Raw genomic sequence first — 21,942 nt, forward strand, 5'->3', positions numbered from 1 at the left:
TCATTTGAGAATCTCATTCGTGACGGTCACTCCCATAAGATTAACTGGAAATTATCTCACTAATTCTCTGGTTTTTAGCCAATTTCACTAATTAACTGGAAATCCTCCATCTAATTTAGCCATTTCAGCTATCAAACCGTAATATCGCAATAATTAGCGGGAGAAATTCCATATACATGCGTTATTCTGCCAATATCCAGCGAATTAACATGAGTTTTTCCTGCTAATTCCCCGTAAAGCCCAACTTTCCTAGAAAATTCAGCGTACCAGCCACAAGTAAAGTATGAGCAGAGTATGAGCAGACTGTTCTAGAACTCCAAAGTTCTACTCCCAGTTGATAGTAATTCAAGTCAGAGCTTTCGTATGCTAGTTAGTTCTTTCTGATTAAACTTGTTTCTGTTACGTGTTCTTGTTACGTGTTCTTGTTACGTGTTCTTGTTACGTGTTCTTGTTACGTGTTCTTGTTACGTGTTTCGTTTTCCTATTTCTCTCATTTATTCCTGTTTCTCTGTTAATGGTTACGTTCGCTCATTACTGTTTAGTGTTACTGTTATTGGTTCTTGTAAGTATTACATCTACTTGTTTCCGTTGCTTGTTACTGTTACCTGTTTCTATTACTGGATTATGCTCCTTGTTACGTTCGCTCATTACTATTTAATGTTACTGTTATTGGTTCTTGTAAGTATCACATCTACTTGTTACTTGGTTCCGTTATCTGTTTCTGTTACTTGTTTCTGTTATGTGTTACGTATTCTTGTTACCTGATCTTGTTACTTACTTGCGTACGGTGTGCTGTGTGCTCCTTCTGTTCCTGTGCCATGCTTATGCGTTCCCTGTAAAGTCACTCCATCTCACGTGCAATCCAAGTGTGTGACCACGGGCGAGGGGAATTACTATTGAAGCTCACTGCAATGCTCGCTTGGTATTCAGGCCGCTTGCCGGGAGCATCGGCCCGGTTGTGGGCCCCCCGGCTTTCGCGCCGCTCCAGCGCGCTGTAAATGACCGCCTTCGCCACCAGCAGCATATGCCTGAGCTCAATCGCCTTCATCCGCTCGCGGTTATACGGCAGTCTTGAATGCGTCACCGTGAACTTGCTGCACAAGGCTGCTTCGATCGCCTCGCATTCCGCAAAGGCCAAACGCAGCCGTACCTCCGAGCGATTGACACCTACATCGCGCTGCATCAGGCTCTTCAATTGCTTCGTCCAGGCCACAATATTGCCCTCTTTGTGGCCATGCTTATGGATATGCTCGCCACTATTAGCTCCGTCTTTATGAACTTGGCTATTATCGCTTCCGCCCTCACTGCCAATTGCTGCCTGACGTTGGTCAAATACAAACCCCCAACGAGCCTGAAATTGACTAAGTGCTGCTGCCAAACTTTCAACACTCTGCTCTTCAACACTTCTCTCACTCATGTCTCCTAAAAATCTCTCACTCTGATCTACAGCGATTCCTTGATTCCGATCTGGTACGTTCCCATCATTCCGGTCATCAATACTACTTCTTTCAATCGGATCTATTATGTTCCCATCAGTTCGGTCAGCCATGTTCTCATCGTACCTGTCTACAATACTTCCTTCACTCCGATCACTTCCGTCACCTTGGCCCGCTATCTCCGAATTGGAACTCACTTGCCTAGTCCCCTGCCCGCTTAACGCATACCGGGCCGCTTCATATCCGGCGATAGCGCCGAAGACCTGATTCTCTGACAGGGCATTACCGGCCAGTCGGTTGGCGCCATGCAGGCCACCTGTACATTCTCCGGCGGCGAAGACGCCTGAAACCGAGGTCCCTGCCCAGGGATGAATGCGGATGCCGCCCATGAAGTAGTGAGCCCCGGGGGCTACCTCATACCGCTTGGAGGCTCCATCTACCCCCAGGTCTGTTAAGAGCTGCTGCTGCAATTGCGGCAGGTCGCTATCATCCACAGCGGAAGCATCGACAATCAGGCCGCCTTGCTCCGTGCCGTAGCCTGCTGCAAGCTCGGCGGCCATCACCCGGGACATCGTGTCCCGAGTGGCTTGCTTGAGGTCCCCTGCCCCGTTCCGCTCCCACACATCTTCGCCACGGGCATTCTTGATCGTCGCCCCACGGGGAATGACAATGCCCGAATTAAACATCAGACCCCGCGTCCCTTTCGGAGCTACCAACACCGTAGGATAGAACTGGACGAACTCCATGTCCACAAGCTCCAGACCTGCTTGCAGCGCCAGGCTGTATCCATCGCCGGTAGCCTCGACGGGATTCGTATTTAGCTCATAGAGCTGCGAGCCGCCGCCGGTGGCGATAACGACCGCTTTGGAAGCGTAATAGCGCAGTTCGTCCGTTGGCAGATGATAAGCAAACAGGCCTTTATACAAGCCTTGGTGCACGTGTAATTGAAGCACCTGGGTAAAGGCATGGATATCGACCTGTTGCTTGGTGAGCCGCCGCATCAGCACCCTAGTCAAATCACGGCCGACCACATTGCCGGCATGAAACGCTCTGGCATGCGTATGTCCGGCCAACCAACCCAGGTGATGCTCGTCCCCCTCCTCGGTGCGATCAAACTTGACACCCAGGGCTTCCGCATAAGCTATCGCATGATACGCTTGCTCTGTTAGTACACGAACAAGCGACGGGTCACTGATCCCCTCGCTTGAACGAATAATATCTTCTGCAAATTGTTCCGGGGTATCTCCGGAAGAGGAGACAGGAGGGACCGCGCAGAAGGAGTAATGTGCGGACAAGGTTCCGCCCGAACGCTGTGGCTCGCCCTTGGTCAAGACGAGCACCTTGGCCCCCTTCTCGGCGGAAGCCAGCGCTGCTCTCAGCCCGGCCCCCCCACTGCCTATTACGATAACATCATATACGTTCTCTACCTTTTTCATATCGCGAGCCCTCTATTCTTTAGCTGCTGTCTGCTTGTTTTTTGAAGTGAGCATGCGAACCAGCTTCATAATCAGCGGCCATACCGTGACCAGAATTCCCACGGATAACAACGTTCCGGAAATCGGACGTGTCAGGAACATCGTCAGATCCCCCTTGAAGATCAGGGTGGATTGGTTGAATGAATTTTCCAGCGTTGGACCAAGCATCACACCCAGCACTAACGGGGATGGCTCCATCTTGGCCTTGCGAAGCAAATAACCCAAAGCACCGAAGATCACCATAATGACCACATCGGCCATGCTGCTTCTCACTGAGAAGGCGCCGACAATACAAAAGATCAGTACGATGGGCATCATCACGGCAGAACGCAGGTGCGCAATCTTGGCAAAGATACCTACCATAGGCAGGTTAAGAACCAGCAGCATCACGTTCCCGATATACATGCTGGCAATGAGCGCCCAGAAGATCGTGGGATGATCCTGAATCATCATCGGTCCCGGCGTAATCCCCTGAATCATAAAGGCACTCAGCAGGATAGCTGGCAGTGGAGAGAACGGAACCCCCAACGACAGCAAGGGAACCAACGCCCCCGTACTTGCGCCATTATTGGCTGATTCCGGTCCGGCTACTCCTTCGATTGCGCCTTCGCCAAATTCCTCCGGATGCTTGGAGATTCTCTTCTCCAGACCGTAGGACGCATAGGTGCTAAGAATACTGGCTGGTCCAGGAATCAAGCCCATAATGAAGCCTAACAGCCCCCCGCGAACCATCGGCCCTGTGCTGCGTCTGAATTCATCTTTGGTAGGGAGCAATTTTCGCAATGACAAGTCTGCCTTGGCCGGCTTCGTATCATTGTTTTCCCAAGAAGACAGCACCTCGCTCAAACCATACAGTCCCATAATAATAGGGATAAAATCCAATCCATCGAACAGGGAGGGCAAGCCGAACGTCAATCGTAGGCCGCCACTGACCGGATCGATGCCAATCACGGAGATGACGATACCACAAGCGATTAGCAAGTAGCTGCGAATCAACGATTTGTCGGTCATCCGGGACAAGACCATAAGGCCGACAAGCACAATTGCGAAGTATTCAGGCGGTCCGAACTTCAAGGCCATTCGCGCCAGTGGCGGGGCCATAAAGGTTAAGAGTATAACTCCAATGGTACCGGCCACGAATGATCCAATGGCTGCAATGGATAAGGCGGCGCCCGCCCGACCCTTCTGCGTCATCTTGTACCCGTCCAGGGTCGTGACCACTGAGGCCGCTTCCCCCGGAACGTTCACCAGGATCGAGGTGGTCGATCCGCCGTACATCCCGCCGAAGTAAATGCCTGCAATAAGAATCAAAGCCGCCAAGGGCTCCATGGAGAAGGTGATCGGCAAAAGCATGGAAATGGCGCCCACTGGCCCGAGTCCCGGCAATACGCCAACCAACGTTCCCAAAGCGACGCCCAGCAAGCAGATAAGCAGGTGCTTGAAGGTGAGGGCCGCCAATATACCTTCTATAATTTGTTCTGACATGTTGCTGCTCCTTCCAATCGCAGTTGCTGTGAGGTTAAGAGAACCATATTCCGGATGGCAATGATAGCATGAGCCACAGATCGAACACCAGCCAGATCACAAGGGTCGTTGCCACCGTCAGCACCCCCAAGCGCCAACCCTTTAACCCAAGCGCATAACCCGCCGCGAATACAGCCACCAGAGAAGCGATAACAAAGCCAGCAAAATGATTGATCAGGATAAAGCCAATAAGGATGGCCATAAACACGCCAAACCCCTTGAGGCTAGTAATAATATCTTCTGTCTCTACTTGGTTGACTTGCCCACGGCGATAGGCCACAAATAATGAAACCAGCATACATAGGCTTAATATAATCATTAAATTGCCGAATAGCGTCGGGAAGAATCCCGACCCTATTCGTTTGAGAGTCCCAAAGGGCAAGCCTGCTGTTTGTATTCGTGTAACGATTCCTGCTCCCAGCATCAAGAAGGCAGTCAGGATACGGGCGAGGAAAACAGGACGGCTCATTATTTTGTTTTTCCTAACTTCTTATAGATTTCACCAGTGGCTTGATACCAAGCTTCAACCTCGGCGCGTGAATCCTCCGCGTTCTTGTAGCCCAATTGGTAGCCTGCCTGCGCCATAAGCTCCTTGAATTTATCCGACTCATATACCTTCTTGGTCAATTCGTCGATCTTCGCTACGATCGCTGGATCTACGTTGTTCGGAATGACGATAAAGTGACCTGCGCCACCGCTCACCCCTTCTACACCCGCTTCGGCAATCGTTGGCACGTCAGGAACCTGATCCACACGGTTCTCACTCAATACAGCCAGTGCGCGTAACTCACCTGCTTTCACCTGAGAGGCTACCTCCGGTACGTTCATAATCCCTGCGTCCACATGTCCGCCCAGCACGGCTGGAAGCAATTCGCCGCTGCCCTGGAATGGAACGTGTTGCAGCGTTGTTTCGGTGCGGTCCTCCAGCATATAAGCCAGCATGGCTACCACCGTAGCTTCACCCGGGTTGCCAATCGTTAGCTCGCCAGGATTAGACTTGGCGTGGTTAATCAGGTCTTCCAGCGTTTGGAATGGAGAATCCTTGGGGACGACGATGATTCCGACCATGTCCCCGATCTTGTTAACGATGGTGTAATCCTCCATGGTGTACTCGGCTGGCGTAATATGCAGCGCCGAGGACAGGTGACCTGTCGCGGCCCACAACCAGGTGTATCCATCCGGCTTCGCCCGAACCAGCTCGTAGTTGCCGACGGTTCCGGAACCCCCATTAACGTTCTTGACGGTAATTGTTGTATCAATAATGCCCGTCGCGGCTTCAACGAAGCTGCGTGTTAAAATATCCGAGACCCCGCCTGCACTGAACGGAACGATAAATTCAATATTTTTCTCCGGGTAGCTGTCTGCCGCACTAGTATTAGCCGCTGTATTTCCCCCGGTATTGGTTGCTGAATCATTCTTGCCAGCCCCATTTCCGCAAGCAGCAAGCAATGAAACCACGGTAATTACCAAGACGAGACTGAACCATTTTTTAGCCATATCCTTCTGTCCCCTTCACATGTTGAATATTTTTGCCTCTGAGCTGCGTTAAATCATTTTATCCAAGTGGTTTAGTATGTTTTGAATATAAAAACTTTGCAGAACTTTGTCAACAAAAATTTTATCGGTGTTAGCTTTGTATGTTAAAAATCACCTCCCAGCACATAGGCTCAGAGTTTTCAACTCATGCCCATAAATTGGGGCCATTTTCAAACTATGGGTTCTACACCAACACCAAAAATCCCCCCTCGCTCAGGCGATAGGGGGGATCCAGGACATATACTTCCGACTACAACTTCATATCAAGCATGGAGGAAGACGGCAAGCTATTAAACGCTGGGAAGCTGCGATAGTTGCGGCTAAACGGCTGCTGCAACTGCATCCTGTATGCATTGCTTCCGGTATCCCCCAATCCAGTTCCTAGCAGTAAGGACAGCATTGTCAAGGTGTTGTAATTCATAGCACTGGAGTCAAATGAAGACAATGAATACGGTGAATATGGAATTCGGGGCAGTAATCTCGATGCGCCGGTAGCGGACAACCCGTTGGAAGGAGCATATGAAGATGTCAGCCCTGTAAGGAGCGGAGTTAAATACTGATTAAAGGACAGGGAGCTCCTATTGGAACTGGCATTTAACTTTCCCCCGCCAACCTCCATACAGGTATGGGTCCGTCCAGTTCTCGATGCTGATTGCGCTAGTATAGGTGACAGGCAGAAGAAGCTTTAATAGAAGCAGACACCAAATCCAGCATATAACACGGGGACTCAGCCAGTTGCGGCCAATATAGCGGAACAGCAGAGCGATCAAGGCGATAATCGAACCTGCCAGCGTCAGCTCCAGCCCTTTGAGAAATAACATGGGCAACAACAGCGTCACTCGTTCCCATCCTCTCCTTTGGCCTCATAGAGCATTTGGCGAAGCCGTTCTGCTTCAGCGCTAGTCAATCCGCCATCCTTCAGGAAGCCAGCCAGCAGTGCGCTTTTATCTCCGTCGTAATACATTTGCAGAAATTGCTGCCGTTCCTGCTGAAGATACTGCTGTTCACTTACTATCGGAGCATAGTAATAAATCCGGGCATCCTGAGCATCCACCGTATAGTCGACAAAACCTTTGGCTACCAGCTTGCGCAAAAGCGTCTTTACAGTACGAAAATGCCAATCCGACTGCTTCGCCACCTGATCCACGATGACTCTAGCCGAGCTGCGTCCCTCCTTCCACAGAACCTTCATCACGATGAGCTCGGAAGGACTCATGCTCTTCTCTTTACGCTTCACAATGATCCCTCCTTACTTACAATGGTTCTATTTCTACTATCGGCAGAATAATAGATTATAGTTATAGTCTTTTCTATTTCTGAACAAAGACATAAGTATGCTCATCGGACAACATCTCGTTATACTTAAACTCCATCCGATCAAAAAGTTTAATCTCTTCCACAGAAACAACCTGTCGTTCGGTTATGTAGCGAACCATTTCGCCCCGGGCCATCTTGACCAGCGTTCCCTTCTCTACGACCTTTCCACCAATAAGCTGGCCGAACACGCAGGTCACGAAGCGAATGGAATCGCTCAAGTAAGGGGTAATGCATTTGCTATACTCCTTGGAAGCCAGATTAACGATGCAATCGGTCTCAGAAAACAACGCATCAGCCAACCTTCGGCCCCAAAATTCATATAAGGAGCGGAAGCCTGGCCCGGCCAGCTTGGCCTGCATCTCCAGCCGGTAAGGCACAACACCATCAAACGGCCGTAACATTCCATAAAATCCTGATAAAATCCGCAGATGCTCCTCCAGATAATCAAGCTCTTTCTTACTGAACACGCCCGGCCCCATATATTGATATTGAATACCTTCATACGAATAGATCGCCGGGGTCAAGCGTTCCGTTAGCTTCATATGCCGAATCCGTTCATTGTTTAACTGCGCAATAGCATCATTGCATTTCCAAAGGGACTTGAGCTGATCATAAGACATCCCTTGAAGTCGCTTCAGCAGTTGCTCGGTCTCAGCAAGCCAACCCGGCAGTTGACGAAAGTCCAAACTATCTGTATCGGCATTCATCTTCTTGGCAGGTGAAATAATCATTCTCATAAGTGCTTCTTTCCTTTTCCTATCATATTCCGATTTCAATTTCACGCCTCTTCACTGTAACGGCTCTAATTCTATCTTTCATATCATGACCTGTAATCATGTGCATGTCTACTCCTTTATAGAGGTTGTTCAGAAAGTCGCTTTCTGCGAAAACGTGTAGCTCCGCTACTGACGTCTCTAGCTTCATCGGGGCTCAAGCGTTTTGCAAAAACGCACATCGGTAGCATAAGCTACCGTCCTGTAAACTCGACTTTTTGAACACGCACTTATAGGGTGAGAATTGTACAGGCTCTGTTTTTTGGGTAAACTTCTATCAAGCGCAGCTGTAGCTAAAGAACCCATCGCCTGAGACACAAGAGGAGGACTCACATTGGTCAATAAAAAGGAAGCATTGTCTGTGGAGCAAACCGAGGAATTGTTAGACCTGTTAAAGTCCCGGTTCGAGAGCAATATGAAACGGCACACGGGGTTGGAATGGTCAAAGGTGCAAGCCAAGCTTGAGGCTAACTCCGATCAATTGCGAATCATTCATGAAATGGAAAGCACCGGCGGAGAACCCGACGTGATTGGTTACGATGAGACCTCCGGGGAATATATCTACTGCGATTGCTCGGCAGAAAGTCCAAAGGGTCGCCGCAGCGTGTGCTACGACCATGACGCGCTGAATGCCAGAAAGCAGAATAAACCTGAAAACAGTGCCATGCAAATGGCCGCTGAAATCGGCATCGAGCTGTTAAACGAAGAACAGTATCGGGAACTGCAACAGTTCGGCCCATTTGATACGAAAACATCAAGCTGGTTGAAAACCCCTGACGACATCCGCAAGCTCGGCGGGGCCATCTTTGGCGACTACCGCTACGGCCAGGTCTTTCTCTATCATAATGGTGCGGATTCTTACTACGGAGCTAGAGGCTTCCGGGGATTGCTCAGAGTTTAAAAGAGTTAGTTTGAGCTTGCAGCCAAAATGAAAACACAAACAACGGCAGGCCCCGGCGCATAGTGATATGCCGTCCAGGACCTGCCGTCTTATTACCTTATAGAAATGCTAGCATTGCCACCCACCTACGGATTAGGGCTCTATCCCCCATACCAGGCTGCCGCCCAGGTAGGCGGTCACCTTGTCCCAATCCGCATAAGAGGTCTTTGACGCATCACGGGAATAATCATCCGCTTCGGCAAAATTGGTCCAATTCGATTTATTAATGCGAATCTGGATATCCCCGGAATCCTCTCCCGGTGCCAGCGTCCCGGCAGTTGGAGCGAAGGCTATTTCAAAATAATTGTCTGCTCCAGGCAACGCGGGTTCCAGCTTTACGAAAGTGCCGCTTACGTTTCCACTGCCCACGACCGCGTAATCCACATTAAACTGCTGAGACGCATCTCCATCAATCGTATAGTAGTAGCGTACCTTTACATCGCTCAGCGACACCGTCTCGGTTCCGTTGTTCACGACCTTGAATTGGGCCCGAATCTGGTTATCGTTCTCTCCCATGTCATCCGTACGGTACTGAACCTTCAATTCACCCGTCGGGATCGGCTTGGAGGTAGGCGTGGCACTGACCTCGGCCGAATCCGGGCTGGTCCCTATCGTGTTGGATGCACTAACCACATAGTAATAGGTGGTATCGTTCACTACGTTAGGGTCCATGTACGTGGTCGTAGTTACCGTAGCGATTGGGCTATAAGCCCCACCGCTCACCTCGGCGCGCTTGACCGTGTACTGTTCCGCCCCGGAGGATTTGCTCCAGCTTAACTCCACTTGGGTATCCCCGGGGGCGGCCTTCAAATTGGCTGGAGCCTTGGGAGCCACCGGCTCCACCGGACCTCCGCCGCCGCCCTGAATCAAGCGGTCATATTCCGCATAGGCGGTTGCCATATCCACTTGAGACCAGAAGCGGTGGTATACGAATTCAGGGGCGCCATCGTCCCAGGTTTCTGTTTGCGGATTCCATGAGTTCGTATACTTGTCCAATAGATAGGCCCATTGCGGATCATTGACAATGTTCGGGCGTACATCGGTGTAGCTCGCATAGACCCCATTACCGCCCCTTGATGGATCGGATGGCACCGTGTCATTGCCTGGAATAGTATTCCCTTGGCCAAACGTGCCCGTCCAACCGTCAGGGAAATAAATTTCCTTCTTGAAATAACGGCTATAATCGGAGTGTTCCTCCTTCGTAACAATGCCGATGCCGTCATTGTAATCCCATGCTGTATCCAGCAACGATTTAGCAAGCCCTTCCGCCTGCGAGCCCAGCGTCGTGAAGTCGCCCTCTTCGGCCTTGGTGGCTGCTGCGTAGAAGGTAAGCGCCTTGATATAACTGCCGAGCACGCCGATATCCTGGCTCGGGTTCTTTGTCACTGCATGAAGATTGGCATTGCCGGTGTGATTACTAAAGCCGCTCCAGTTGTCGGGCTGGCCGGACCATTCCAGATTGCCTGGAATCCAGAATTCACCCGGAGTCGATACGGTAGCGATTTGCGGATCGTCTCCACCCAAGACGCGATTGCCTTGCTGATCCAGATAGTAGCCCTCGCTATCGGTGACAGGACGCTGGTCAGCAAAGACGTAATCCATCGACCAATCAACCCAGTTCTCGGTGATTTGCTTGGCCATCTGGAAGTTCTCCGAGCTGGTATCTCCATTGGAGGCCAGGATATAGTAAAGCTCAGCGATACGCTCTACCCCCCAGGCCTGCATGCCAAACCAGTTGTTGGATGGCGGGTCATGATATACCGGAGCATCGTCGTAGGCCATGTCATAGAACGTGCTTGTCCCGGATGGATAGGCCTTGTAAGCGCCGTCATAACTGTTGGTGGCTCCGCCGGCTATCGCTCCCTCGCTGGATTGCAGCCAAGTATAGAATTCAAGCTGGCGTGAGAGTGAAGTCGCCCAATCCTGACCGGCTGTTGGCGAATTCGGGATCAGGCCGCTGTCAGGATCGGAGAGTGCATACGCGGCAACCACGTTCTGGTAGCCCTGATGAGCGTGACTGGCCCCGATGCGCCATGCCCAATTGCCTGTATTGCCGAGACCGCCGCCCCAGGCCGTATACCAGGCCATCAGATAATGGCTGGCATTTTTGCCGTTGCCTGCGGAGGGACTTCCGTCCGCAGCGCTGCCGATTTCCTGAAAATACTTGTCATACATGCCATAGCGCAGATAATCGCCCATTTTCTTCGCTTTTTCAATATAGACCTCATTGTCATACCCAAGTGACTTGGCCCAATACATGGCCTGAACCGCACGCGCGTCAGCATCGGTGGCGTTGGTGTAGCGCCATTGAGCCGCCGGAGCATTCGCCTCCTTGGTGAACAGGGACATAAAGCCTTCCCCCGCCTTGCCAAAGCTCTTGTCATCCTGGGAAGGATGCGGCACGGCCTCCCATACTGACTCCTGTTCCCCTCTTTGGAAGGTATTCACATAGGTAGCGGTATGATCTGGATTGAGCAGATTGCCGAATTCATACCAGTCGTCCACGTCGAGAAGCCAATGCATCAGATACGTCTGGTTATTCCCGTAGGTGGCCTTTAGTTCAGCGTCCAGCGGGTCTTTGCCCGCGGCATATTGCCCGCTAAGCTGGCTTGGATATTGGTCAGGTTGACCATATTCCGCCGCATAGGTGGCCGGACTGTTCGGATTGTAGTAGCTCATGGTCGGCTGCTCTTCCTTGCCGTCGCCTTCATTGACCGGGATAATATATTTCTCCATGTTGTCCCAAGCGGCCTCTAACGGCTCCCAATCTGCCGTGTAATGCCCATACAGCACCTCCAGCCACAGCCAGTAGCTGTATGCCTCGGAGGTCGTCATATGTCCGTAATCCGGGGCTTCGCTTATCAAGGTCTCGATCGAATGATAAGGTATGCCTTCCGAAGAGAAGTAACCGTTGCCTGGATCTTTCAATTGCGTATACAACTGCAGAAAGCGCGCTTGTTCAGGTGAAGCGGCCTCAGCCTGCGCAGTAGCTGCTCCGAACATCCCTCCTGTAAAAAGCGAGAACGTCAATGCTGTCGATAACAGGAATGAAGCTGATTTCCTGAAAGCCTTGGACAGTATCATTTGTGATCATCCTCTCAAATATAATTAGGGTTCAATGCCCCATACCAAGGACCCGTTCTGATAAACGGTCACCTTATCCCAAGCAGCATAGCTTTGCTTGCTGCCATCATAGGAATAATCGTCAAGCTGATTGTAAGCGGTCCAATCGCTCTTATTGATGCGAATCTGGATATCGCCTGTGCTTGCGCCCGGCGCCAGAGAGCCTGCATCCGTGCTAAAGCCCACCTCCACGTAATAATCCGCACCAGCCACTGGATCAGGCAGGCTGACAAAGCTGCCTGTTACATTGCCGCTGCCAACCGCAGCATAATCGCAATGAAACTCCTGGTCCTTGTCCCCATCAATCGTATAATAGTAACGCAGCTTCACTTGGTCGAGCGGGATCGCTTCTTCTCCAAGATTTTGAATTCGGAATTGGGCCCGAATCTGGTTATCTTCGGCCTGGGTGCCGCTGGTGCGGTATTCAAGTCCCAAATCCCCCTCCACCGGAGCCGGAAGCTCCCGTGGCTTGGCGCTCACCTGGCCCGAAGGGGAGCCTTCACCAACCTCATTTCTCGCTGCAACTACATAATAGTAAGTCACATCGTTAGTTAAGCCGCTGTCCGTAAAGGAGGTACTCGAAGTCACTTCAACTTCGGTGTAGGGGCCACCGCTCGTTTCCGAACGTTTGACCACATATTCATCCGCACGGCTTACCGCATTCCATGACAATTGAACAAGCCCGTCTCCTGCCGTCGCCGTTACGCCCCGGGGAGCCGCCGGTACGGAGGGGATGCCGGGAGTACCTCCGCCGGATGGAAGCTCGCCAAACACTTGAACTCCGCCATCAAACACCGGCATATAAGGCGTCTTGACCGTCGATGAGCTGTTCGTAGATAAGCCTTGATACGAGAAGTCATTGCTGTTGTCCCAGAAGGTGGTATTCAGCGGAGCCGCAATCCGGAACTGCACTTCCTTGCGGAATGCCGACTGTCCGCCCGGATATATTGAGGTTCCTGTAAAATCGACCTCGGTGTAATAAATATGGTTGTCCTCATCAAAGGGCAGCAGTTGCGATACGGTGGCTCCTTGATTGTAGCCACCGGCCGTTACGGTGACATCCTCCGGACCATACCCGGCTGCAATCACTTCCTCGAGGTCAAGATAATAATGGAAGGACATGTCGCTGCTGGCCCGCGCCGGCCAGGCTGAACGGTTGTTGAGCAGCGCACGAATTTCAACGAAATTGCTCCCGCTCGTATTCACCGAAGCTTCGACAAACATCTCGTCTTCGCGTTCCTCAGGTGCCGGGAATGAAGCTAGCGGCTGATCGCCTTCGCCATGCAGCAGCATCATCTTTGCTAATGCTCCGGTAAATCCGCCGTTGTAATCCGTGGCCACCTCATTGGAGACATAGTCGCTAATGGAGTCGGTGTAGTCATCCGTGATGGACGGTCCTCCCACCAGCGCCCCATACAGAATATGGCGATGGTAAGGCGGCTCGTTCTGACTGTCGCTCCAGGAGCCGTGAGAGGTGCGATGATGCGGATGCTCCGGGCTATTGTTGCCGTAGCCGATGACATAGCTGCTTTGTCTCGGGTTATCGCCCAGCATATATAAAATTTGTTGTTCTGCAAATGAGCTGGCCGTCTGCTTGCTCACCGGATCACTAACCCAATCGGAATAGACAAAAGCCAGGAAGGCCTGATTTGCAGCATATCTCAGTGCGCCCCATTGGTCCAGATGAGCCAGGCCGCCAGGCGTATAGCTGACGCGTTCACCGGTTCCGCTCACGCCCGTTGTCCAGAACTGCATATTCTTCTCGGTAGACTGAACAAAGCGGGGATCGTTGGTGATCCGTGCCAATAGCAGTTGAGCGCCGTAGTGCTTGTCGTCCCAGGCATGGGTCCACTTGTAGTCCCAGTTGCCCTGCTGATCGGTTCCCCATTCGTCGCTGGCCGCAATCGCTTGATCCAGATAATCTGGATCATCGGTAGCCAGATAGAGCCACACAGCAGCCCAGCTTAATTCATCCGCATAGCCGCTCCAGGATTGATAGAAGGCTCTGGCATCCGTGATGCTATCCGAGTATTTGCCCCGGTATTGGTCGGCGAACTGATACAGTTCCTTGGCATGCTGAAGCAGCAAGGCCGAATATCCCGGATCACTGTCTTTGAAAATAATCGAGGAAGCAGCCAGCGCAGCGGCCGTCTCCCCGGCAAGATCAGAGCCCGGATTGGCAGCATCGATCTTGTAGGCTGGCCGGTCCATCGGCATCACCTCTGCCGGTCCCCACCAGTTATGATCCGCCGTGCCATTGCCTACCTGTCCCCACAGCTCATTCGGGGCCGTATGCGCTTTGATGAAATAATCCGTAGCCCAGCGAATGTTATCCAGAATTTCATCCAGCTGGCCCGCTTGTTCATAGCCGTCACGATACTCATACACCGACCAGGCGAGCATCGTAGCCGTGGAGGCCATCGGTAAGCCAAACTTCACATGATCCCCGGCATCATACCAGCCGCCCGTAAGATCAACCCCCACGTCCGCACCGTCCTGAAGTCCCGAATCCCCGCGCCATTCCACCCGGTTATCCTCCGGCAAAACACCTGAACGCTGCGCCTCATAGAAATAAATCGATTTTTGCAAAGCCTCCGCATAATTGTAGTCAGAAGCCGATGATGGCGATGAAGTAGAAGCCAAGGTTGAGCTTGTCCCAAAATTCAGAGTTGTAAGCGCTAACAAAATACTGAGAACCAGAACACTTCTTTTCCTGAATCTTTTACCCATGACAGTTCTTCTCCTTTCTGAGTAAAGGTTTCTTGACCTAAAGCTTCTACTCACCTCCTGTTTTTAAAAGTAGAGGAAAGTCTTCTAAATTTTAGAAGAATTAACCTCTGTTCACAATATAACATATAATGCTAATAAATTACATAAATAACAGGAAATTTATTGTAAATATTTGTGTCTTTTTCTAGTCACCTGCGTTGCCTTAGCAGGTGGTACTATTTAAGGAGAAAACAAAATCAGCGATATCTCACCTTTAAACAATGGGAGATATCGCCGCATAACTTTAATAATTATTTTATATTATCGCCGTCCAGCTCCGCCACCCCGCGTAGAGCCACCACCACCTGAAGAGCTGCTGGAATCGGAGTTACTACTACCCCAACCACTACTACCCCAACTACTACTCCCCCAACTACTCGTAGAATTACTACTGCTAGAGTCAAAATAATTACTGGTACGTCCTGCTCCACCACCACTGGTATAGCCACCGCCACCTGAATTGTAACTGCTTCTTGAGCGATTGCCAAAAATGCGTTTAAACCATCTATTACCCTTGTCACTGCTGTCTTGTGTTTTAAAAATACTTGAGCTTACTGGCGGATTGGGCTCATCAACATACGGGTTACGATAAGCACGTTGGCCAAAGCTAACGTCTCGATTATAATCATACGTAGGTGAAGTCCAGAGCTCTTGCTCTTCTACCGTTATACGGGTAGTCCTACTGTGATAATTAGCCTGCTGACCAAAACCATTTCCCATACTCCCTCTGGATCTGTAAGTAGGCGACGAATACAGCTCTGGCTGACCCATTGGCATCGATGTATAAGGGCCAAATTTACCTGGGAACCTTCGTGGTTTTCTATTAATAAAGAGGTATAACAACACGTTCAAGGCGCAGATGAAATGAATTAATAGATAAGTTCCCATAACCGGAAAAGTTTCCTCACTATCGGAAGCATTGGCCAACTCCTCGGTACCTGCCAACGGTCCATTATGATTCGCGGGTTCATCTGTGGAAATACTATTTGCCCACGTGCCTCCAAGCTGCTGGACAAAACCTGAATAAACCTTTGTGGCACCAGCACTGTATCGCTTGTTGGCAAAGTCTTCCTCCAAATAATCAAATAATATATTTGAGATAGTGCCACTCGTTAGCGTTGATTCCAATCCACGTCCTTGAACTGCCCAATAATTGTCATCTCCTATTGACAGCAGAATCAGTAAGCCATTATTCTTCTTCGCATCACCTATGCCCCATTTATTAAACAATTCGGCCGCATAGTCACTTATTGAACGAGTTCCAACAAAATCAACCGTTACAATAACAATCTGGGCACCATTTAAATGGTTTAGCTCCTTGCCGTTCTCAATCATTAACAATTCATCCGCCGGATCAATGACATTAGCGAAGTCGTTTACATAAAAAGCGTTCGTTGGCTCTGGTAATGCTGGTGCGGCATAGACTGTAAAGGGTAACAACAACACCAATGCCAAAATCACAAAAGACGCTTTAAAAGACCAATTGCTCACTAGCCCACCTCTTTTACGGAGTAAAAAGCTCAAGCGGTTTTACCAACACAAGCTTACTCAACATACTGGCTGGAAACTGCTTTAGAACATCGTTAAATTCAGATGCTATCTCATTATAATTGTTTCTACGGAGTATCAACCAGCGGGATTCAATATCTGCCTTAATTGTTTTGTTATAATGTGCATCCCGAGTTTCTAATTTCATTTGCCCAAGCCTATAAATCAGTGCTGTACTTTGGGTGACAAGTCGATCAGCCGCATCATATTTGGTCTTTGGCGAAGTAGCAGATTTCAGCTTCGAGTTCGCCTCTCTCACTGCTGCCAACTCAATATCTCCTTCATCTATATATCGACTTGCAACGACGATTAAGTTGGTACTTAGCTCTATCAACCAATCCAGGTCGTACTGGACACCAGGCTCGGCCTTGGAGATACCATGAATAAATGTTTCAGCAGCATCCGCACGCAAATGATTAAGAGATAAAGAAGCACCCAGCACCGAGGATACTAATATGAGAGCTAGTGTAATTGTCCAGGCCACTTTACGTTGCTTCAGCAATTGCATTGTTTGCTTGCTCCTATCGTTGAACTGCATTTCGCACTTCAAGCAATTTATTCTTCAACTCGTTTTCAATTTTAACAAGTTCTCCTTCTGCTTGACGACGCTTGGTGAAACCTTCATTTTGAATAGCCAACACTTCGTCTAGCGTTTTAATTAACTGCTGATTGGTGTGTCTAAGCGTTTCAACATCCACAATGCTGCGTTCTGCTTCACGCGCGGCATCTACGGTATTTGATTTGAGCATGTCTGCATTTTTGCGTAACAAGTCATTCGTAATATCTGTTACTGCCCGTTGTGCTTCAATCGCTTTTTGGGAATGGGCCATTCCCAGGGCAAGTACCATCTGATTCTTCCAGAGCGGTATTGTGTTAACGAGCGATGACTGAATTTTTTCTACCATGATGCTGTTTGTATTTTGAATTAATTTGATTTGCGGCCCCATCTGCAAGCTGATCGTGCGGGTCAAGTTCAAATCGTGCAACTTCTTATCAAATCGGTTACACATGTCCGCAAATGAATTGGCTGCTTGGGCATCCTCCGGCTTACCACTCTGTCTAGCCATCTCCTGCAGACGTGGTAATTCCGTCGTGGTCAATTCCTCCAACTTCATACGTCCGGCCAAAATATACATCGTTAGTTCCTTGAAATAAGACAGATTCAAATCATACATTCTATCTAGCAAAGCGACATCTTTAAGCAGAGTAATATTATGCTGTTCCAATACATCGACGATTGAATCCACATTTCGCTCCACCGCGGCAAACCTGGCCCTCAATTCCTCAATTCTACGACCAGCGCGACGAAACAACCCAAAAAAGCCTTTATTATCTTCCGCCGTGGAAAAACCCTTAAGTTCCACTACCAGACCGGAAATCATGGACCCTACTTCACCCATATCTTTCGTACGTACATTTGAGAGTGCATTTTCGGAAAAGTCTGCAACTTTTTGCTGTGCTCCATATCCATATTGCAACACATGAGTGGCGTTGGTTATATCGATTTTTTGTACAAATTCACGAACCTTGGCTTTCTCCGGTTCGGTTAGCCCATTACCATCAGAGTTCAATAATGCATCCACGTCCGACAGCTTGGTTGAGATAATTTGATCCGTCAAATCAGAATTAGAATCTTCAAGCTCAAGCATCAGTTCTGGAACCTGCAGTATATTTTCATTTTCTTTTGCCATTGTCACGTCGCTCCCTTAATTATTTTCTTATAATCGGGCCCATCACGTCGCCCAATCCATCCTTACGCAACATCTGCTCCATTACTTCCACTTCCACATCAGTATCAAGTGTTTCATCCTGATAAAGTCGATCCAAGGCATCTCTGAACGCTGTCTCTATGGTGTTAATCGCCGTTTCAATTTTATGTATCGCACTCTTTACATTAGGCCCCTGACTCGTATTATCTTCATAGTCTTCATACCGTTTTATTAAGGAGATCGTCGTTGGAAAATAATAGGTTGAAAAAGTTCGAATGAGACCAAACTTACTAGCGTCCGCTTTCAATAAATCAAACATATGATTAGAGGTTTGTAGGATTGAGTCAAGCTTTGCAACGATTGCGATATTAGCAATCTGCTTACGCAAATCGTCTAATTCATGCCTGTATGCTTGCCATTGCTGAAGTTGGGCATCGTGCGCAGCATTTCCCGTGCGAATAGGCTCCGGTTCTTCCTCAACAAGCACAATCTTAGGAGGTATGATTCTCCACAAAACGAGATACACAACGCTGGATAGTATAGCTGCAATTAAAAAATCCAGCCAACGATACATTGGAAAAATTAATGCATAGATCATCCAAGTACCACCTAAAGCATAAATCGGCAAAACCGACATAATTTTCACTTCACGCACTTGTGTTCACCACCTTCCCTGGAAATAGTTTAACACAGTCCTACTTATTTGAAGACCTAAAAAAATGAAGCCCTTAAAGCATTATCGCAATATTTTCAAACATTTGAATCACTTTACCTCACCAATTTATCGCTTTCACCCCTTCCATATTCTCTTCTCATCTTTCTCTAAAAAGACAAATCCTTCTCCAAGAAGACGTCACCTGCTTTTCATTCGCCTTTACCTATAGACTAATCAATTTTTACGGATTATAATAGCAAACAATCCTTTCAAATACGAACGTTAAGGAGGTAAAGATGGGACAATATATGCAACTATTTCAAGGGACCGCGTTTTCCAGTCAATCTCCCAAAGAAATTCAAATTTTAAAAGACTATTTGTTTGCGGTGAACGCCGACGGGATGATCGCGAAGGTAGTGGCACCAGAGGACGCGGAATACCAGCCTTTATTGAAGGCTTATGAGGGTAAAAGCAACTTTCATCGCCTGGCCGAAGGCCAATATTTGTTGCCCGGATTCATCGATTTGCATGTGCATGCCCCGCAATGGGCACAGTCGGGAACGGCTCTGGATATTCCTCTCTACGATTGGCTGAACACATACACCTTCCCGCTGGAGTCCAAATTTGCAGATTTGGATTTTGCCCGTTGGGTCTATGAGGATCTGGTCAGCACTTTGCTAGCGAACGGGACCACCACGGTCCTGTATTTTGCTACGGTGCACAAAGAAGCCAGCCTATTGCTTGCCGAAATCTGTGCGAGACAGGGACAACGCGCTCTGGTTGGCAAGGTCGTAATGGATGATCCGGCGCAAACACCGGAATATTACCGCGATGGAAGCACCCATGCAGCCCTGGCGGATACAGAAGAATTCATTGTTGCCGTCCAGGAGCTGGCCAAGACGGTAAAGCAAGGTATTTATCCCGTCGTCACCCCGCGCTTCATTCCGAGCTGTACCGATGAGGTCCTGCAAGGTCTGGGGCAGCTTGCGGCCAAATATGATGCCTACGTGCAATCTCATTGCAGCGAAAGCGATTGGGCTCACGGTTATGTGAAGGAGCGTTGCCACAAGAATGATGCGTTCGCACTGCATGACCATGGCCTGCTGCGGGAGAAATCGGTAATGGCCCATTGCAACTTCCTGGAGGAGCCTGACGTGGAGCTCTTTGCGAAGACCGGCACGGCAATTGCCCATTGTCCAATCTCCAACGCCTTTTTTTCCAATAGTGTCATTCCTGTGGCTCACTTCCAGGGCAAAGGCATTGATATTGGCCTGGGCACGGATGTCTCGGGGGGCTTCTCACCCAGCCTGTTCGATAATGTAAGGCAAGCCGTCATCTCTTCAAGAATGCTGGAGGATGGGGTCAACCCTTCTCTGCCGGCTCATGAACGCGGTGTCCCCCAATCGCGAATAACGATTGATGAGGCCTTCTATCTGGCTACAGCCGGGGGCGGAGAAAGCCTGAGCTTGCCCATTGGCCGTATTCAGCCGAATTACGCCTGGGATATACAGATTATCGATACCAGGCTCCCTGTCGCCAAATTGCCCATTTTTGATGAGCACAAGGACTTACACGGAATTTTTGAGAAGATCCTCTACCTGGCAAGACCTGAAAATATCCGTGAAGTGTGGGTACAGGGCAAGAAGGTTCATTCCCGGCAGTAACTAAAAAACTAGATATAAATAGAGGTGTGCACCACAGTGAAAACAGAAGCCGTCAAGTCTAATTCTTCATCCGCAGCATCCCAGCAACTCACCGTATTGCCCGATCAGAAAATATCGTTTGGTCAATCCGCAATCCTCGGTTTGCAGCATGTATTGGCCATGGATGTGTATGTCGTTCCCTTCTTGGTCGCCATGCTGATCGGCTTGCAAGCGGACCAGTCCGGCGCATTGATTCAGTCTACATTCATCGCGGCAGGTCTGGCCACGATTGTACAAAGCTATTTCTGCATGAAGCTGCCCATTGCTCAAGGTCCTTCCTATGTTCCCCTTGGAGCAATCGTTGGTATCTATGCTGCGAGCGCCTACATTTGTACAATATTTGCTGGGCTCGCCGATCCTGGCTGCTGCACTGGCGGCAATTTTGTTGAACAAGTTCCTGCCGGGTACAAAAACTGCATAACTGAGGGCATTAAAATGGAGTACCTGTAGAGTATATGAATGTTCCATTCCTCTACGGGTACTCCTTTATTTATTTTATAGCTTCAATCCTTGTATCCAATTCTCCATGGCGAGAATCACCTGCTCTAGCTGTTCGGCCTCGGTAAGTGCAGGTACCTGATCTCCCTTTTGCATGCCATAAGAGCCAAATTGACCGTGATTTCCTCCCTCTATGCTAATATACAACGTATTTTCCGGTAAATGAGCTTTGGATTCTGCCCAGGCTTCCTGGTTCAGAACTCCGTCCTGACTGGCTGTAATTTGCAAAGCAGAGAGGTTCACATCCTTTAACGAGCCTGCAGTATCTGCATAGGAGGCCAGAAAAAACACCCCTGCCAGCTGGTCGCTATGCTCAGCAGCATATCTTGCTGCAAACACCCCGCCCAAGGAATGCCCGCCGATAACATAGGATTCGCCTGGATGCTCCGCCAAGAAAGCCTCCGCCCGGTTCTGAACGAAGAGGGCCAGGTTTAATGGCATTTTCGTCAAGTATACACGATGCCCGAGTCCAGCAAGCTGCCTGGCAAACGGCGCATAGCCCTCCGGCTCCACCAGGCCCCCGGGGTAAAAGACCACGTTGGGCTCAAGCACCTCCGCGCTCACCGGTTCAAACTTATAACCATGCTTGATCTGCGTTACTTGGACTTGCGCATTACCTTCCATCGCTAGCCTGGCTGCTTCCGAAGGCTTATAGGTCTTGGCATCCAAATAAATGAACAGGCCGACTATGACAACCGCAAGCAGCAAGCATGCCCCTAATGTGAATCTGATCCATTTGAGTTTGCGTGATTGGTTCATGGGAAAGCTCCTTTTGTTTGTTGCTAGGTCCCCTGGTCAAAAATCGCTGATGTGCAAGATGGTCTGTCATCAAACAGTATACAAAAACTAACTCAATCTTAAAACTCGGAGGGGTAAAACCAAGGGCCTGCTGCTTGAATTATTCGATATCTCGAAATATAGTATCTGTACAAGACG

17 protein-coding genes are annotated in these 21,942 nt (G+C 49.5%); 3 read left to right on the forward strand and 14 right to left on the reverse strand.

Annotated elements, in window-relative coordinates; all coding sequences use genetic code 11:
- Window positions 1-841 precede the first annotated feature (841 nt).
- From C557_RS24110 to yaaA, 7 genes are all read right to left on the reverse strand, one after another.
- A complete protein-coding gene (locus C557_RS24110) occupies window positions 842-2,872 on the reverse strand; it encodes an FAD-dependent oxidoreductase (protein WP_018751204.1) in 2,031 nt (676 codons plus the stop codon).
- Window positions 2,873-2,884: 12 nt separating this feature from the next.
- Window positions 2,885-4,396: a tripartite tricarboxylate transporter permease gene (locus C557_RS0107375; protein ID WP_018751205.1), complete on the reverse strand. Its 1,512-nt coding sequence runs from the start codon at window positions 4,394-4,396 to the stop codon at window positions 2,885-2,887.
- 34 nt (window positions 4,397-4,430) lie between these two features.
- The gene (locus tag C557_RS0107380) at window positions 4,431-4,904 is read right to left on the reverse strand and encodes a tripartite tricarboxylate transporter TctB family protein (protein WP_018751206.1); all 474 of its coding nucleotides are present in this window, start codon (window positions 4,902-4,904) and stop codon (window positions 4,431-4,433) included.
- Window positions 4,904-5,932: a tripartite tricarboxylate transporter substrate binding protein gene (locus tag C557_RS0107385; RefSeq protein WP_018751207.1), complete on the reverse strand. Its 1,029-nt coding sequence runs from the start codon at window positions 5,930-5,932 to the stop codon at window positions 4,904-4,906. The genes C557_RS0107380 and C557_RS0107385 overlap by 1 nt, the downstream gene beginning before the upstream one ends.
- Window positions 5,933-6,549: 617 nt before the next feature.
- The gene (locus tag C557_RS0107390) at window positions 6,550-6,810 is read right to left on the reverse strand and encodes a hypothetical protein (protein WP_018751208.1); all 261 of its coding nucleotides are present in this window, start codon (window positions 6,808-6,810) and stop codon (window positions 6,550-6,552) included.
- Window positions 6,807-7,208 (reverse strand): BlaI/MecI/CopY family transcriptional regulator, encoded by a 402-nt coding sequence (locus tag C557_RS0107395; RefSeq protein WP_018751209.1) that lies wholly within the window; start codon window positions 7,206-7,208, stop codon window positions 6,807-6,809. Before C557_RS0107395 ends, C557_RS0107390 begins: the two co-directional genes overlap by 4 nt.
- Window positions 7,209-7,281: 73 nt before the next feature.
- The gene (yaaA, locus tag C557_RS0107400) at window positions 7,282-8,025 is read right to left on the reverse strand and encodes a peroxide stress protein YaaA (RefSeq protein ID WP_018751210.1); all 744 of its coding nucleotides are present in this window, start codon (window positions 8,023-8,025) and stop codon (window positions 7,282-7,284) included.
- Window positions 8,026-8,395: 370 nt separating this feature from the next.
- Here yaaA and C557_RS0107405 point away from each other — a divergent pair, with 370 nt between their 5' ends.
- On the forward strand, window positions 8,396-8,962 hold the full coding sequence (locus tag C557_RS0107405; RefSeq protein WP_018751211.1) for a DUF4256 domain-containing protein: 567 nt from the start codon (window positions 8,396-8,398) through the stop codon (window positions 8,960-8,962).
- 132 nt (window positions 8,963-9,094) lie between these two features.
- On the opposite strand, the gene C557_RS0107410 is transcribed toward C557_RS0107405, so the two are convergent.
- The 6 genes from C557_RS0107410 to C557_RS0107435 form a co-directional block, all read right to left on the reverse strand.
- Window positions 9,095-12,004, reverse strand: coding sequence for a glycoside hydrolase family 48 protein (locus C557_RS0107410; RefSeq protein ID WP_420805390.1), 2,910 nt, complete (start codon window positions 12,002-12,004; stop codon window positions 9,095-9,097).
- 105 nt (window positions 12,005-12,109) lie between these two features.
- The gene (locus C557_RS0107415; RefSeq protein ID WP_018751213.1) at window positions 12,110-14,854 is read right to left on the reverse strand and encodes a glycoside hydrolase family 9 protein; all 2,745 of its coding nucleotides are present in this window, start codon (window positions 14,852-14,854) and stop codon (window positions 12,110-12,112) included.
- Window positions 14,855-15,154: 300 nt separating this feature from the next.
- On the reverse strand, window positions 15,155-16,384 hold the full coding sequence (locus C557_RS24115) for a TPM domain-containing protein (protein WP_018751214.1): 1,230 nt from the start codon (window positions 16,382-16,384) through the stop codon (window positions 15,155-15,157).
- 13 nt (window positions 16,385-16,397) lie between these two features.
- A complete protein-coding gene (locus C557_RS0107425) occupies window positions 16,398-16,949 on the reverse strand; it encodes a LemA family protein (RefSeq protein WP_018751215.1) in 552 nt (183 codons plus the stop codon).
- A gap of 13 nt (window positions 16,950-16,962) precedes the next feature.
- The gene (locus C557_RS0107430) at window positions 16,963-18,132 is read right to left on the reverse strand and encodes a toxic anion resistance protein (RefSeq protein WP_018751216.1); all 1,170 of its coding nucleotides are present in this window, start codon (window positions 18,130-18,132) and stop codon (window positions 16,963-16,965) included.
- 19 nt (window positions 18,133-18,151) lie between these two features.
- Window positions 18,152-18,805, reverse strand: coding sequence for a 5-bromo-4-chloroindolyl phosphate hydrolysis family protein (locus C557_RS0107435; RefSeq protein ID WP_083930094.1), 654 nt, complete (start codon window positions 18,803-18,805; stop codon window positions 18,152-18,154).
- A 296-nt stretch (window positions 18,806-19,101) separates the two neighbouring features.
- On the opposite strand from C557_RS0107435, the gene guaD reads away from it, so the two are divergent.
- Together guaD and C557_RS0107445 are read left to right on the forward strand one after the other, a co-directional pair.
- Window positions 19,102-20,469 carry a guanine deaminase gene (gene guaD, locus C557_RS0107440; RefSeq protein WP_018751218.1) on the forward strand — a complete coding sequence of 456 codons (1,368 nt, stop codon included), beginning with the start codon at window positions 19,102-19,104 and terminating at the stop codon, window positions 20,467-20,469.
- 36 nt (window positions 20,470-20,505) lie between these two features.
- Window positions 20,506-20,958 (forward strand): solute carrier family 23 protein, encoded by a 453-nt coding sequence (locus C557_RS0107445; RefSeq protein WP_018751219.1) that lies wholly within the window; start codon window positions 20,506-20,508, stop codon window positions 20,956-20,958.
- Window positions 20,959-21,003: 45 nt separating this feature from the next.
- Here C557_RS0107445 and C557_RS0107450 read toward each other — a convergent pair whose 3' ends face one another.
- Window positions 21,004-21,765: an alpha/beta fold hydrolase gene (locus C557_RS0107450; protein WP_018751220.1), complete on the reverse strand. Its 762-nt coding sequence runs from the start codon at window positions 21,763-21,765 to the stop codon at window positions 21,004-21,006.
- Window positions 21,766-21,942: the final 177 nt, after the last annotated feature.

It is taken from the genome of Paenibacillus sanguinis 2301083 = DSM 16941 (genome assembly GCF_000374825.1).
Lineage (GTDB): Bacteria > Bacillota > Bacilli > Paenibacillales > Paenibacillaceae > Fontibacillus > Fontibacillus sanguinis.